Origin of the sequence: Ruminococcus sp. 1001136sp1_2201st1_G3_2201SCRN_220225 (genome assembly GCF_040924365.1) — a bacterium.
Lineage (GTDB): Bacteria > Bacillota > Clostridia > Lachnospirales > Lachnospiraceae > Blautia_A > Blautia_A faecis.
Genome location: NZ_JBCOME010000066.1, coordinates 1 through 14,596, shown reverse-complemented (window position 1 = coordinate 14,596; position 14,596 = coordinate 1). Strand labels below are relative to the sequence as shown.

Sequence of the window (14,596 nt, the reverse complement as noted above, 5' to 3'; positions counted from 1 at the left end):
ATTTTATTCTCTCCTTATTCTCTGGATGTTCTTAATACCCATCACGGTAACAGCGGACCATCTTTTTTCACAACATAAGTGATTATACTATAATTATTTTCTGTTTGCAACCATTATTTTTATAAAAAGCCCATAAAACAAGTCACAAATTTTTTTCAAAGACAACCTTCCAAAACCATTACCAACAGATAACCTCGCAGCCATCCTCTGTTACCAGTACGGTTACTTCCCACTGGGCAGAAGGCATACCGTCCTCAGTGCGTACTGTCCAGTCATCTTCCTCATCTGTATATACTTCATCGCTTCCCATATTTACCATAGGCTCAATGGTAAACATCATTCCCGGCTCCATGATCACGCCGCTGTTCTCTTCGGAAGTATAGCTTACCCAGGGATCCTCATGGAATTCCAGGCCAACGCCATGTCCGCCGATTTCTTTTACAATTGTGTAGCCATTTTCAAGTGCATGCATATGAACAGCGTGACCCATATTTCCAATAGGTTCCCATGGTTTTACCTTGGAAATACCGATTTCCACACATTCTTTGGTTACGCGGACCAGTTTTTCTTTCTCAGGACTTACATTTCCAATACAGAACATACGGGATGAGTCAGAAAAATAGCCATTGTAAATTGTAGAAACGTCTACGTTCACTATATCACCGTCCTTCAGGATCTCATCCTCAGATGGAATTCCGTGGCATACCACCTCATTCACAGAAGTACACACGCTCTTTGGAAACCCTTCATAATTCAACGGTGCCGGGATTCCTCCATGACGCACAGTTTCCTCATGTACCCAATGATCGATTTCTTCTGTTGATACACCAGCTTTAATATGCTCTGCCACATAATCAAGTACTGCAACATTGATTCGACAGCTCTCTTTAATCTTCTCAATCTGCTCTGGAGTCTTGATCAGTTTATGATCCAGAACCGGATATCCTTTCTGACGCAGGATTTCTACTTTCGCATCAAAAGCCTCATGGCATTTTTTATATTTCTTTCCACTGCCGCACCAGCATGGATCATTACGTCCGATTTTTGTTGACATTTCACTCTCTCCTTTTATCTGTGGCTGCTGCGAATGCTACAGCAGTACTTTTTCTTTTGTAAAACATGATATAAACTCACTCTGTTTCTCATTTTATACTTGAAACAGATAAATTGCAACTAATTTTCTATAGAAGTCTCTACCTCCTGCAATTCATAGTAACTGTTCATATTTTTTCAGCTGTTTTTTTCCCACGCAAACAGCTAAAAGAGTTTCAAATGTAAACACAAAAAGAGTATTTCATTTTCTCTGATCTAAGAATTTGAAATACTCTTTTGCTTTTGAAAATTATATGTAACTAATTAGCTGCTGCATCTGCGCCTGCCTCTGTGGCAGTATCTGCTGCACTCTCTTCACTTCCCGCCATGATCTTACTCAGTTCTTCGATCATCTCGTCATCCTTCAGTCTGAATTTGACCTCAACACGACGGGAAGCCTCTTTATCTACATTTCCATCTGCATCCAGAATCGGATTCGCCATGGAATGTCCGTTTACAGTCAGGTAATCCTGCAGATCCAGGCTCTGATCCTCAGTCAGAAACTCCCCCTGAATATCAAGAAGATACTGTGCCACTGCAAGTGAACGTTGCTGGGAAAGCTCCAGATTATACGCATAATCACCATCTGTATCTGTATAACCGTCAATAATGATCTCAGCAAGATAATTCTTATAAGTATCCTCCATCAACACCTTACAGTAAATCGGAAGTACGTTTCGGAGTGCTTCCTTACCAGCATCTGTAAGCTCCGACTCATCAACGTCAAACAATACACTGGCATCCAGTGTCAATGCACCAGTCTTGGAATCCAGATTTACATTGATATTATTTTTCTGGAATTCTTTTTGAAGTGCTTCCACAACTTCGGCCTTGACACCAATAATATTATCGATCTTTGTCTGCTGCTCACTAAGCTGCGTGGTCTTCTCATCCAGATCCGTCTGCTGCTGATTCAGAAGAGCCTGCTGCTCTTTTAACTTGGCTTCCTGCTCTGCCAGAGTCTGTGCCAGTGCAGTCAGCTTCTCATCTTTGGTCTTAATAGTTCCTTCCTGTTCTTCAATGGTATTCTGCTTGGCAAGAAGATCAGCCGTATACTCTGCCTGCAGAGCCAGCTTCTCATCTCTCTCCTGAATACTCTCGTCGTAGCTCTTCTGAGCCTGGAAAAGCGTCAATGACATGATCAGTATGAAAAGAAGCAGAACGCCGGCCATAACATCGGAATAAGAGCGCCATATATTAAAGCCTCCATCCCCTGATTTTCTTTTTTTGCGCATGTCTATCTCCTCTTATCTGAATAAGCCAAATTTTCCTTTCTGTGCCGCCTTGGAAAGCTCTTTCATGTTCTTGTTGATTTCCTCAAGAAGAGCCTGCTGTCCCTCATTCTGCTGAGCAATCAGATTGCCCAGCTTCTCTACAGAATCATTTCTTCCGCTTGCGATCAGAGATACATCTCTGGTATTCGCTGCAGTCACCTCACTGAGGAGCTTGCGGACCTGTTCCATTGTTTTATAGGAAAGTCTCTGATACTGGGCAAAATCCTCCATCTGGGCCGTAAACTGCTCTGCCATCTTGCTGTTTGCCTGGATCAGATCTGCACTTGCCTGACCTGTAGCCCCTACTCTCTCAATAGAAGAAGCTGCTGTTTCAACATATTTCTGCATTGCCTGGTTGCAGGCAACCCAGAACTTAGCTGCAGATTTCTCGGCATCCTTCAGATAATCCACAATATGCTGATAATCCTGCTGCTGCATCTTCTGGATCTCCTGATTCTCAGAAAGGATACGATTGGCAGTAGACATGTAGCGGGTCTGCATACCTCCCATCTCCCTTACCATATCTGTAATGGCTTTGTCCTGCTTGTCATAGGTCTCAGAAAGCTTCTGGCTCATAGTCTGGTACATGGCAGAAGTATAAGCTGTATTCTCTTTCTGTGCCTTTTTCAGCTGATCCAGTGCCACGTTGAAATCACGGAACTGCATATGGAAAGAATTGTTCATCTGTTTTAAAAATTCGTCCGATATTTCACGAATAGCATCCTCCTGACATCTGGTTACAGAAGAAACCAGCATATCCAGAGAATCATTCATCTTCTGGAAGGTAGGTGTGATAACCTTCTCAAAGCTGTCTGCCATCTGAACGGAAAACTGCTCTGCCATCTGTTTCATGGCGCTTGTCTGCAGCTTCTGGCTTGCAAGCAGCAGATTTCTGGACTCATTCTCCGCTGTAGGCATTACATAAGAATGAAACTTTTCAAGGAATCCCTGAAGCTCCTCTGTCATGGATGAATACTCTCCCTTCATCCCAAAGGTATAAATAATGGAAAAAGAGATACCATAAATAGAGGTAAGGAATGCTACTTTAATACCTTCCACCAGCGCTTCTACAGAAGAAGTCATGGCACTGTAATCAGTAGGCTGAAAATCCCGAAGACCCCAGACAAGACCAAGGAAAGTACCTAAAATACCAAGACTGGTAAAGATATCCGGAACCATTTCCAGAAGCTTCTTATGAACATGGATATCCAGCTCATCTTCATTAATGAATTCCTCAATATCCCCAAGACCTTCTTTACTATTGTTAATGCTGTCTGTAAAGCTGTCCATCTTCTGATCCAGATATTTATCATCGAAGAGCTCGCCTAAATATGTAAGATTCCTGGGATCTGTCTTCCCAGGAGTCTTGAACATACTGTTCAGCTCCTCTACTGCTCTGTGAAATGCCGTACTCAGATTATTCATACGGAACATTCCACCAAACATTGCGATCAGATACAGGACTGCGATCACCGCCAGAAATACGAAATTGTAGATCGTAGATGATAAGTTCCCCCTGCCGGCAAATAAAGTCAAAGCAGTGGTTCCTGCAAGAACCGCAACAAACAATACAGAATGTGTGATTTTTTTCTTCATTGTCTGCCTCCCCATTTGTATTTTCACAAAATAGATATGCCGTCTGTCGACGGCATCACCATATATGAATGCCAACTACTCTGCGCTTATAGCATCTGCAGAGCTGTTTAAAAAATCATTCCCGCAATCTGCACGCCCAAGGCTTCCATCGTAATAAATTGGTGCATTTTGTGAATTTTCCATTAATAATGGTACATTTTTTATCATAATATCACAATTTTCTAATAATAACAAGAAAAAACATACCCCTTGCCTAATGAAAAATGTTACCTGTTACTGCTCACGACCTTCACAGTAATCGTTTCACACCTTTTTCATACAGCCAGGGGTATTATATCATATTTCATATTTTCAGGCGTAAACCTTATCTTCCTCCAGGAATCTGGCCTTACCATCCTTCACTTCTACCAGGTTAATGCTGCAGTTAGGCGGCACACATCCATGCCAGAAATGTTCAGGATCCTTGTACAGGTTCTGGAGAAGAGCCCGCACTGCACATCCATGGGAAGACACCAAAATCGTTTTGTCTGCCAGAGACGGATCTGAGGTTTTTTCAAGCCAGAATTCTCTGGTACGATCCAGGACATCCTGAATATTCTCTCCATTTTCCGGACGCGGAAATTTCAGAGGATCCTTAAAAAACAGATCAAATTCTTCGCAGTTGGACTCCATAGTATTTCCAGTTCTCATAATGTGTCCTTCCAGAACCCCGAAATTAATTTCCTGAATCCTTTTATCCGGTATCACAGGAATATCACGGCCACCCAGAACTAACCGGGCAGTCTGTCTCGCACGGGTAAGAGGACTTGTAAAACAGATATCAAACTTTACATCCATCAGAGCCTCGCCCGTTCTTCTGGCAAGATCAATTCCCTCCTGAGCAAGAGGAATGTCTGCTGAACCCTGAGCCTTATGAAGGTGGTTCCAGGGCGTCAGACCGTGTCTTACAATATATAAAAGCATCAGCTTCTCAACTCGATTCCAAGGCCTTCCAGACCATTTAAAATTTTCTTCATTGCCGCAGAAATCTCGCTTTCTTCCAGGGTCTTATCGTGATCACGGAATACAAGCGCATAAGCCATAGACTTGTAGCCACCCTTGATCTGGCTTCCTTCGTAGATATCAAACAGCTGATAGCTCTCCAGGATCTTTCCGCCTCTCTGAGCAAGAATGTCCTCGATCTGACCTGCAAGCACCTGTTTCGGAACCAGCATACTGATGTCACGGGTTACCGCCGGATATTTTGCAATTCCGGTAAACTTGCGGTCAAAATTTGCAAATTCAAGAACGCTCTTGATATCGATCATTGCGATATATGCGCGCTCCCCAATTCCATAATTATCTGCAACCAGCGGATGAACCTCTCCAAGGTAACCTACAACGGTTCCCTCGTATACCATATCGGCCTGTCTTCCAGGATGAAGAAATGGTTTTCCGCTTGCCGGATCATACTCCATTTTCTTCTTCATACCGATTTTTTCGAAGAACTCCTCACAAACGCCCTTCATGTCAAAGAAATCACCGGTTCCGTACATTCCAAGTGTAAACATGGTTCTTTCATCTGGAAGCTCGGTAAGTGGAAGTGCCTTCGGAAGATATACATTTCCAAGCTCATAAAGACGAACGTCTTTGTTTCTTCTGTTATAGTTAGTTGCCAGAGAAGAAAGCATTCCATTCAGTGTACTGGTACGCATAATGCTGTAGTCCTCACCAAGAGGATTGCTGATGGTGATCACCTGACGAAGTACATTATCTTCTGGAATTCTCAGTTTGTCAAATACCTTCGGGCTCTCAAATGAGTAAGTCATACCTTCTGAGAATCCGCAGTACTCTGCAATATCTCTTGCGATATTTTCAATGCGAAGCTTGAATGGCATTTTTCCTGTAGTAGCCTCACCGGATGGCAAAGTTGTAGGAATCTTGTCATATCCGTAGAAACGTGCAATTTCTTCTGCAACATCTGCCATGCAGTGGATATCCTGGCGGAAAGTCGGTGCTACGATTTCATTTGTCTCCTCATCATAGGTGAGTTCGATCTTTGCAAGATAGCCAAGCATCTCTTCTTTGGAAAGATTTGTTCCAAGAAGACCGTTGATACGGTCTGGCTCAAATTTTACACGGGATGGCTTGCTGACCTTATTGCAGATATCAACCATACCGCCAACAACCTCACCGGCACCAAGCTCTTCCATCAGCTGGCAGGCTCTGTCGATTGCAGCCTTTGCATTATTCGGATCAAGACCTTTCTCAAACTTGCCGGAAGCATCTGTACGAAGTCCGATTCTCTTGGAAGAAAGTCTGATGTTTGTTCCATCAAAGCAGGCTGCCTCAAACAGAACTGTGTGTACGTCATCTGTGATCATGGAGTTCTCGCCGCCCATAATACCTGCGATTCCAACTGGTTTCTCACCATCGCAGATCATCAGGACGTTCTCGTCCATAATACGTTCCTGACCATCCAGTGTGACAAATTTCTCATCTTTACCCGCACAGCGTACAACAATTTCATGGTTTGCAATCGTATCGAGATCGTAAGCATGCATTGGCTGTCCAAACTCTTCCATTACATAGTTGGTGATATCTACCAGATTGTTGATCGGGCGGATTCCATTGGAAGCCAGGCAGCGCTGCATCCATTTCGGAGATGGTCCGATCTTAACATTTTTTACAACTCTTGCACAATAACGTGGGCAAAGCTCCGGTTTCTCTACAGTTACCTTTACGTAATCAGAAGCTTTTTCATCATTTCCTGTCTCTTTAACTTCCGGAGGGTAAAATTTCTTACCAAAAGTAGCTGCTGCTTCTCTTGCAATTCCAAGAACACCGTAACAGTCAACACGGTTGGATGTGATCTCATATTCAAATACAACGTCATCAAGTCCAAGAGCCTTAATAGCGCTTTCACCTACAACTGCGTTTTCCGGGAATATATAAATTCCATATTCTGGGGCTTCCGGATACATATCCCGGTTGCTTCCCAGCTCTTCGATGGAGCACATCATGCCGTTGGACGGTACTCCGCGAAGTTTTCCGGCTTTGATCCTGATTCCGCCAGGAGTCATTTTTCCATCATGTCCTCCTGCTACACGACCTCCGTCAAGAACAACCGGAACCTTGTCTCCCTCTTTTACGTTTGGAGCACCCGTAACGATCTGGATCACCTCAGATCCGATATTCACCTGGCAGATGATCAGCTTATCTGCATCCGGATGTTTCTCAATTTTCTCAATCTGTCCGATTACAATCTTTTCAAGGTCAGCATCAAGCCTGGTGAAGCCTTCTACCTTTGTACCTGACAATGTCATTGCATCTGTATATTCCTGTGCGGTTACGTCAAGATCCGGCACATACATTTTCATCCAAGATAATGAAGTATTCATTTATTTAATCCTCTTCTCACTCTAATATTTATATTATGAAAGGTAACTGCTCAGTACTTTCACAGTTACACGCTTCGCGATGCCCAGAAATCAGAACTGCTTCAGGAAACGGATGTCGTTCTCATAAAGCAGACGCATATCATCAATCTCATATTTCAGAAGCGCAATACGCTCAAGACCTACGCCGAATGCAAAACCAGTGTACTCCTCCGGATCAATTCCACACATGCGAAGTACATTGGGATGAACTGTTCCACAGCCAAGGATTTCAATCCAGCCGGATCCTTTACAGAAACGGCAGCCTTTTCCGCCGCATTTGAAGCAGGAAACATCAACCTCTGCACTTGGCTCTGTAAACGGGAAGTGATGTGGTCTGAATTTTGTTTTGGTTTCTGGTCCGAAAAGCTCTTTCGCAAATACTTCAAGAGTTCCTTTCAGGTCTGCGAACGTAATATTTTTATCTATTACAAGGCCCTCAATCTGATGGAAGGATGGAGAATGAGTTGCATCTACTTCATCCGAACGGAATACTCTTCCAGGTGCGATCATACGGATCGGCAGCTTTCCTTTTTCCATGGCACGTGCCTGAACCGGAGATGTCTGGGAACGAAGAAGTATGGAATCATTGATAAAGAAAGTATCCTGCTCGTCTCTTGCCGGATGATTCTCCGGAATATTCAGCTTGGTAAAGTTGTAATCTGCATATTCAACTTCCGGACCTTCTACAACTTCATAGCCCATTCCAATAAAAATGCGCTCAACCTCTTCCAGCGCAATGCTGTTGGGATGACGATGACCGATTCTGGATTTCTTTGCAGGTAGGGTAACATCGATTACTTCTGCTTTCATCTTCTCTTCTCTGACTGCTTCTTCCAGTTTCTGTCTGGACTCTTCAAGAAGACCTTCGATCTTAGCTCTGGTCTCGTTTACAAGCTGGCCAACCTTCGGTCTCTCCTCCGGGGAAACGTCTTTCATTCCTTTTAAGATTGCGGTAAGCTCTCCCTTTTTTCCAAGATATGCCACACGCACATCATTTAATTTATCCAGGCCTTCGGATTCTTCAATCCGTACTCTGGCGTTCTCAGCCAGTTCCTGAAGTCTTTCTTTCATATCCATGGTTCATTTCTCCTTTATTTTTATAATCTGCCAGATGAGGGGGGGGGGAAGGAAGGTAAGAAAATATCTACATAGCAGATTTTTTCTTTCGTAAAGCGGATTGTTCAGCGCTCGCGCTCCAAGGACTTTACAATGCGAAAAACCCGCTTTGCGTATTTCCTACATTTTCGCGGCAGTCACCAAGTTCTCACCCAAGCGTGGACTTTGACTCTTGCTCGTGAAAATAAAAAAGCTCCGTCCCCAACAAAAGGGACGAAGCATATTCCGCGGTACCACCCTGATTCCTGTATATACAGGCTCTCCCGCCGCTTAACGCGCAGCTTCACGTCGCTTCCTACTGGAAATTTCAGAAACGCGGCTCCGGTGCGAAACTCAGAAACTATCTGAACTTAAGGAAGCTTACAGCCGGTGGCTTCCTCTCTCTGAAAGAAAATAATTTCCTAAAAACACCTTCCTGGCTTTTTCTCTTTTATAACTATGCCACATCAGAGTGAATCTGTCAAGAGGTTAATTTGTCTGTTGCTCTTCCTTCTTTTTCTCAGCTGAAACTTTCATCTCAGTCTTTTTCTTTCTCTCATTCTCTTTTTCCAGATATTTTTTCTTCTCTTTATTAAGCTCTTTTTCCGCCTCATCGCGCTCGCGGCTGAGCATTTCCCTCATGGATGCCTGGGCCATTCTGAACTGTTTTTCAAAATAAGCGTTGATCTCTGCTCCATACAGCAGCAGATTCATACAGATATACAGCCACAGCATCACCATGATCAACGCAGTCAGGCTTCCATACATATTGCTGAAGCCTGGAAACATGTCAAAATAAATAGAAAAGAAATAGGAAAACAGGGACCACCCTGCTGCAATCAGAAGAGCTCCCGGCACCTGACTTTTAAAAGTAGCTTTACGGTTTGGAAGCATTTTATACAAAATCAGAAAGATCAGAAACAGTCCGGCAAATACAAGCGCCGTCCTGGCTCCAATGATCTTTCCGATAATTCTCCCAAGGAATGGAACGTACTTTCCTGCCATAATCTGAATCTGATTTCCAAGAACCAGAAGCAGAAGACTTGCAATAATTGCAATGCTGAACAGAAATGTATAAACAACTGCATACATTCTGGTAATCAGCCAGTTACGGGTCTCATGGACGTGATAAATGCTATTCAGTCCGTTCGTAAGGGATTGCATGGCTTTTCCTGCAGACCACAATGCCATGATAGCAGAAATCGGAACTACCGCCGTGCTTCTGCCATATACTTCTGATACAATGGTAAGCACAAAATTCTGTATATTGTGGGGCACAAATGCCCGGATGGTTTCGCTGACCATATTGTATGTTAAAGGTGTATATCGAATTATAGTCGTGAGAAACAGAATAAACGGAATAAAAGACATAATCAGGAAATATGCTGCCTGTGCCGCATAAGCTCCCACATGGTCTCCATTTGCCCTGTCCATAAAACCGAACAGAAGCTGGAGAACGCTCTGTTTTTCTTTCTTCTTATCCATATGATTGCTCCTGTTACATTTTCGTAATCATTTTTTGTATCATATCACGAAACATGCTTTCTGTCTACTTTTTCCTGGTGTTACTGTTCTTTCCGTTCACAGCAACAATTACTGTTCACTCCATAATCAGTAAACGCTTCGCGATGCACAAAAAGACGAACCTTCCTGTGACAAGCACAAACAGCAGCGTTTGCTGCGCAAACTTAATTCTCGGGTTTTCTGTGAACTTTGTTCACAAAAATACCTTGCAAAATGTCATGTTTCCCGCTTTGACAGGTTATTCCCCACCACTTCCAACGTAATATCCTTAAAAAAATAATTTAGGATTTCCTGCCAGCCATAGCCTTCCCTGGCCATTTCATTTGCCCCGTTCTGGCTCATTCCCACACCGTGTCCATACCCTTTCCCCTGAATCTGTACTGCCTTACCGGATTTCACGTTCAGTTCAAAATAGGCGCTTGGCAGAAGATTACTGCCGTTCACAATACTTCCATCTTTTTCTGTAATCAAACACCCTGCCGGGGAAAGAAATTGCCGTATTTCATATTCGCCTTCCAGCTGTATACTTTTATTTTCCGTCACAATCTCCATTCCCGTAACTGCACCACTGATATTCTTTTTAATAACCTGAAGCCCTATAAATTCCCCGCTGCCTTCCAGATTTCCCGATCGTTTCTCTAAAGTTTCCCAGGGAATTTCCACGCTCCAGCTGCTCCATGGCATATTCTGGTCAAAATCACATTCTACACTTTTCAGATAAGCTGCTGACCTGTCTGCTCCCCATATCTCATCTGTGCTTGTCCTGCCTGCTGATGTAGAAAAATAATAAGCCGTGATCGGTTCTCCATTCTGGCATAGGATCTGACCTTTTGTATCCTGTACTGCTTTATTTGTTCTTTTATCTGCCCCCAAATTGTTGTAAACCTGATAATTCACGCTGTCATCTACATCCACCCCATATTTTTCCAGACTGTTTTCCTGTATCTGGCAAACTGCATAGGTTCTGGCACATACTGCCTGGGCCATCAATGCCTGTTCTTCATAGGATGCAGGCATTTCACTTGGGACTACAGCTTCCAGATAAGCTTCCAGGGACAATTCATTAATAATCAGCAGCCCCTGCGCTGTCTTTTTAATTTCCAGAGTTCCATAATAAACAGGAGGATTCTGAGCTCTTTCAATAGAGGGAATCGCAATGCCATCAGTTCCCCCGTCCAGAAGCAGACTATCATTCTGGAGCTCCTGTGAATCCGGGGTGTAGGTATGTTCTTTTCCTTTTTGTTCTATGGTTACTGACTGGTGATAACAGGATTGCCAGGACGAGTCTGTGAGCAGAACGCGAATGGAAGGCTCTCGTTGTTGCACCTTGTTTTCGTCAGTTTCCTTTTTCTTTTCTTTCTGCTCCCTTTTGGCACTTTCTTCACTCCTCTTGTTCATTTCTGCGGCTTTTCCAAACAAAAGCAGCCAGCCCAGCAGTACAATCAGAAAATAATTCAATCCATAAAAAAATCTGGTCTTCTTCATACAAAAGTATATGAAGAAAACCAGACAAAAATATCTGTATTGTAATTATTTTCTTACGTCAAATTTATATGCGGTAAAAGACTGATACTTCTCACCAGCTTCAAGTACTGGTGAATGGAATGCTTCCACATTTACTGCATTTGGTTCAACCTGTGTCTCAAGGCAGAAGCCTTCACGCTTGTTGTAAACATGTCCATTCTTACCCTTCTCATCAATAACAAAATTACCGGCATAGAACTGCACACATGGACAATCCGAAATCACATCCATCGTAATACCAGAGGTCTCATTGTAAGCAACTGCAACCGTTCTCCGACTGCCTTTCGCGTAATTGTCAGTCACATAATTGTGGTCATATCCGCCAGTGTACTTCAGCTGCTGGAAGTCTGCCTCGATTTCCTGGCCAATCTTTTTCGCCTTATTAAAATCCATAGGAGTACCCTCTACTGCTGCATATTCGCCTGTAGGAATAGAGAACTCATCCACCGGATTATAATCTCTGGCATGGATCGTAAGATATGTATCAAGAACCTTGCCGCTTCCCTCCCCTGTAAGGTTGAAGTAGGAATGGTTGGTCATATTTGCCAGTGTCGCCTTGTCACTGATTCCGCTATAGTAAATCTGCAGGGTATTGTCCTCTGTAAATTCATATGTAACAGACACCTGGAATTCTCCCGGGAATCCATTCTCGCCATCCGGGCTGATTCTGGAAAAAGTAATGGCATTTTTGTCAGAATCTGTATTCTTAACAGTCCAAATCTTCTTCTCGAAGCCATTGGGGCCGCTGTGAAGATTATTGTCATTCTCATTCTTGTCAAGCTGGTATTCCTGTCCATAAAGGGAAAATCTGGCACCTGCGATACGGTTTCCGCTTCTTCCTATGATCGCACCAAAGAAGCAGCCATTTACTTCGTACTGCTGAACATCGTCATAACCAAGCACTACATCTGTAAGCTCCCCATCTTTGTCCGGAACGCAAAGCTTCACAAGAATGGCACCGTAATCCATCACTTCTGCACATGCACCGGATTTATTCTCCAGATGGTATAAAGTAATCTCTTCCCCAGAGGTTAAGTTTCCAAATTTCTTTGCTGTAACACCCATATTACCTGCCTCCCTGTTCTAAAAAATCCCAGAATGCCGTTCCCTTTCTTTTGACGCCTAGCTAACCGCTAGGTGGGTATCCTCAACAGGACTTCTGCCTACCACAACGAGAGGTCTGACATCCGCACTGCGATATTGGATTCCCTTGATGTCAATGTAGGTTCAAAAATAAAAGGGGCCTCGCACATCCCAGGATTCATTTTCTAAAAATAATTATACTCTAGTATATACTGTTTTTCAACAGAAAATGCACAAATTCTTTTTACTGATTTTTAACTGATTTTTAGAATCTCTTTCACAGTTGCAGGCATATCTTCTGCATCTACTACCCGGTCATGAAGTACTGGTGCAGTACGGATATCGTTGACTGCCTTCGGAACTGCCACCCCGGAAAGCTTCTCAAGTGCGTCTGCAAGCCCGAAATCGTCCAGATTCTCATGTCCCTCGGAGATTGCATCCATAACACTTCTGGTAAACTTGTATGGACTTGCTGTAGAAGCAATAACTGCCGGAATCTTATCTCCGGTATCTTTCACATATTTTTTGTATACGCCAGCAGCAACTGCAGTATGTGTATCAATCACATAATCACTTGTCTTATATACTTCGCGGATAGCTTCCTTCGTCTCTTCTTCGGAGCAGTAGTTTCCATAGAAATCCTTCAGCTGGGCTTTCATCTCAGATGTAATAGTGTATTCACCACCCTTGGAAAGATTTTCCATAAGTTTTGCACACTCCTCAGGATTTCCGCCTGTAATGCGATAGATCAGGCGCTCCAGATTGCTGGAAATCAAAATATCCATAGATGGAGAACTGGTAAGGATAAAATCTCTCTTTCTATTGTATGTACCTGTGGAGAAGAAATCAAACAGAACCTTGTTCTCATTAGAAGCACAAATCAGCTTGTTCACCGGAAGTCCCATCTGTTTTGCATAAAATGCTGCCAGAATGTTTCCAAAATTTCCTGTAGGAACTACTATATTGATCTCCTGTCCGGCTTCGATCTTGTTCTGGCGCACCAGCGCAGCATATGCATATACATAATAAACGATCTGGGGAACAAGACGTCCAATGTTAATGGAGTTTGCAGAAGAGAACTGGAATCCAGCCTGGGAAAGCTCTGCTGCCAGTTCTTTATCATTGAACATTTTCTTTACAGCTGTCTGGGCATCGTCAAAATTACCTGTGATACCCACAACGTAAGTATTGGCACCTTTCTGGGTTACCATCTGCTTCTCCTGGATCGGGCTTACGCCATGTTTCGGATAGAATACAATAATCCTGGTTCCCGGAACATCGGCAAAACCTGCAAGTGCTGCTTTTCCAGTATCTCCGGAGGTCGCAGTCAGGATAACGATTTCATTTTTTACATTATTCTTTCTTGCTGCAGTCGTCATAAGATATGGCAAAATGGAAAGTGCCATGTCTTTAAATGCAATTGTAGGACCATGGAAAAGTTCCAGATAATATGCCCCGTCAGCTTCCTTAAGAGGTGCGATCACATCTGTGTCAAACTTCTTGTCATATGCTCGGTTGATACAAGTGCGCAGCTCTTCTTCTGTAAAGTCAGTAAGAAGGCGGCTCATTACCTGATAAGCAGTTTCCTGATAAGTCATTCTGGAAAGTTCATCCATAGAAACATCAAGTGCCGGAATCTGTGTTGGTACAAACAGTCCTCCATCTTCAGAAAGTCCCTTTAAAATAGCCTGGGAAGCGGTTACCGGTTCTCCTTTTCCTCTGGTGCTCTGGTACATTACCTGCATTTGTTATTCCTGCCTTTCGCTTATTGTTATGAGGTACACATTCCGGAATCTGTAACCTTCCGACAGTCATCCTCTCTTTGTTATCATATTTTAACTTTACAGGTATTATACATACTTCACCGTGCTAAATCAACACCCAATTTGAAAAAGCCACCTGGAATTGTAATTGATATGATACCTCTAAAGTAGACAGATTAAATATAAAAATCTGTTACTTTGGAGGTATTTTTCATGCCAAAATCAA

General features: G+C 43.2%; 11 protein-coding genes, 1 other RNA gene and 1 other annotated feature. All 12 genes read right to left on the bottom strand.

Annotated elements, in window-relative coordinates; translation table 11 throughout:
* Positions 1-178: 178 nt before the first annotated feature.
* The gene (locus AB5642_RS17140; protein ID WP_148462611.1) at positions 179-1,054 is read right to left on the bottom strand and encodes a methionyl aminopeptidase; all 876 of its coding nucleotides are present in this window, start codon (positions 1,052-1,054) and stop codon (positions 179-181) included.
* A 298-nt stretch (positions 1,055-1,352) separates the two neighbouring features.
* The gene (locus tag AB5642_RS17135; RefSeq protein ID WP_173719477.1) at positions 1,353-2,327 is read right to left on the bottom strand and encodes an OmpA family protein; all 975 of its coding nucleotides are present in this window, start codon (positions 2,325-2,327) and stop codon (positions 1,353-1,355) included.
* A gap of 12 nt (positions 2,328-2,339) precedes the next feature.
* Positions 2,340-3,962, bottom strand: coding sequence for a MotA/TolQ/ExbB proton channel family protein (locus tag AB5642_RS17130; RefSeq protein ID WP_173715520.1), 1,623 nt, complete (start codon positions 3,960-3,962; stop codon positions 2,340-2,342).
* Between the two features lie 75 nt (positions 3,963-4,037).
* Positions 4,038-4,196 carry a hypothetical protein gene (locus AB5642_RS17125; RefSeq protein WP_173719476.1) on the bottom strand — a complete coding sequence of 53 codons (159 nt, stop codon included), beginning with the start codon at positions 4,194-4,196 and terminating at the stop codon, positions 4,038-4,040.
* Between the two features lie 117 nt (positions 4,197-4,313).
* Complete coding sequence (locus AB5642_RS17120) at positions 4,314-4,925, bottom strand: histidine phosphatase family protein (RefSeq protein WP_173719475.1); 612 nt, start codon at positions 4,923-4,925, stop codon at positions 4,314-4,316.
* The gene (gene pheT / locus AB5642_RS17115) at positions 4,925-7,342 is read right to left on the bottom strand and encodes a phenylalanine--tRNA ligase subunit beta (protein WP_173719474.1); all 2,418 of its coding nucleotides are present in this window, start codon (positions 7,340-7,342) and stop codon (positions 4,925-4,927) included. Before pheT ends, AB5642_RS17120 begins: the two co-directional genes overlap by 1 nt.
* 90 nt (positions 7,343-7,432) lie before the next feature.
* Positions 7,433-8,452, bottom strand: a complete 1,020-nt coding sequence (gene pheS, locus AB5642_RS17110; protein WP_173719482.1) for a phenylalanine--tRNA ligase subunit alpha — start codon at positions 8,450-8,452, stop codon at positions 7,433-7,435.
* Positions 8,453-8,703: 251 nt separating this feature from the next.
* Positions 8,704-8,923, bottom strand: a binding site (T-box leader).
* Between the two features lie 42 nt (positions 8,924-8,965).
* Positions 8,966-9,961, bottom strand: coding sequence for a YihY/virulence factor BrkB family protein (locus tag AB5642_RS17105; protein WP_173719473.1), 996 nt, complete (start codon positions 9,959-9,961; stop codon positions 8,966-8,968).
* A 255-nt stretch (positions 9,962-10,216) separates the two neighbouring features.
* On the bottom strand, positions 10,217-11,398 hold the full coding sequence (locus AB5642_RS17100; RefSeq protein WP_368371774.1) for a SpoIID/LytB domain-containing protein: 1,182 nt from the start codon (positions 11,396-11,398) through the stop codon (positions 10,217-10,219).
* Positions 11,399-11,530: 132 nt separating this feature from the next.
* Positions 11,531-12,589: an aldose epimerase family protein gene (locus AB5642_RS17095; RefSeq protein ID WP_173719472.1), complete on the bottom strand. Its 1,059-nt coding sequence runs from the start codon at positions 12,587-12,589 to the stop codon at positions 11,531-11,533.
* Between the two features lie 21 nt (positions 12,590-12,610).
* A non-coding RNA gene (gene ssrS, locus AB5642_RS17090) (6S RNA) lies at positions 12,611-12,788 on the bottom strand.
* Positions 12,789-12,861: 73 nt separating this feature from the next.
* Positions 12,862-14,352 (bottom strand): threonine synthase, encoded by a 1,491-nt coding sequence (gene thrC / locus AB5642_RS17085; protein ID WP_368371773.1) that lies wholly within the window; start codon positions 14,350-14,352, stop codon positions 12,862-12,864.
* Positions 14,353-14,596: the final 244 nt, after the last annotated feature.

Coding starts and splice junctions, on each gene's coding strand:
- AB5642_RS17140 (WP_148462611.1), bottom strand. CDS start 1,054: ATGTCAACAAAAATCGGACGTAATGATCCATGCTGGTGCGGCAGTGGA.
- AB5642_RS17135 (WP_173719477.1), bottom strand. CDS start 2,327: ATGCGCAAAAAAAGAAAATCAGGGGATGGAGGCTTTAATATATGGCGC.
- AB5642_RS17130 (WP_173715520.1), bottom strand. CDS start 3,962: ATGAAGAAAAAAATCACACATTCTGTATTGTTTGTTGCGGTTCTTGCA.
- AB5642_RS17120 (WP_173719475.1), bottom strand. CDS start 4,925: ATGCTTTTATATATTGTAAGACACGGTCTGACGCCCTGGAACCACCTT.
- pheT (WP_173719474.1), bottom strand. CDS start 7,342: ATGAATACTTCATTATCTTGGATGAAAATGTATGTGCCGGATCTTGAC.
- pheS (WP_173719482.1), bottom strand. CDS start 8,452: ATGAAAGAAAGACTTCAGGAACTGGCTGAGAACGCCAGAGTACGGATT.
- AB5642_RS17105 (WP_173719473.1), bottom strand. CDS start 9,961: ATGGATAAGAAGAAAGAAAAACAGAGCGTTCTCCAGCTTCTGTTCGGT.
- AB5642_RS17100 (WP_368371774.1), bottom strand. CDS start 11,398: ATGAACAAGAGGAGTGAAGAAAGTGCCAAAAGGGAGCAGAAAGAAAAG.
- AB5642_RS17095 (WP_173719472.1), bottom strand. CDS start 12,589: ATGGGTGTTACAGCAAAGAAATTTGGAAACTTAACCTCTGGGGAAGAG.
- thrC (WP_368371773.1), bottom strand. CDS start 14,352: ATGCAGGTAATGTACCAGAGCACCAGAGGAAAAGGAGAACCGGTAACC.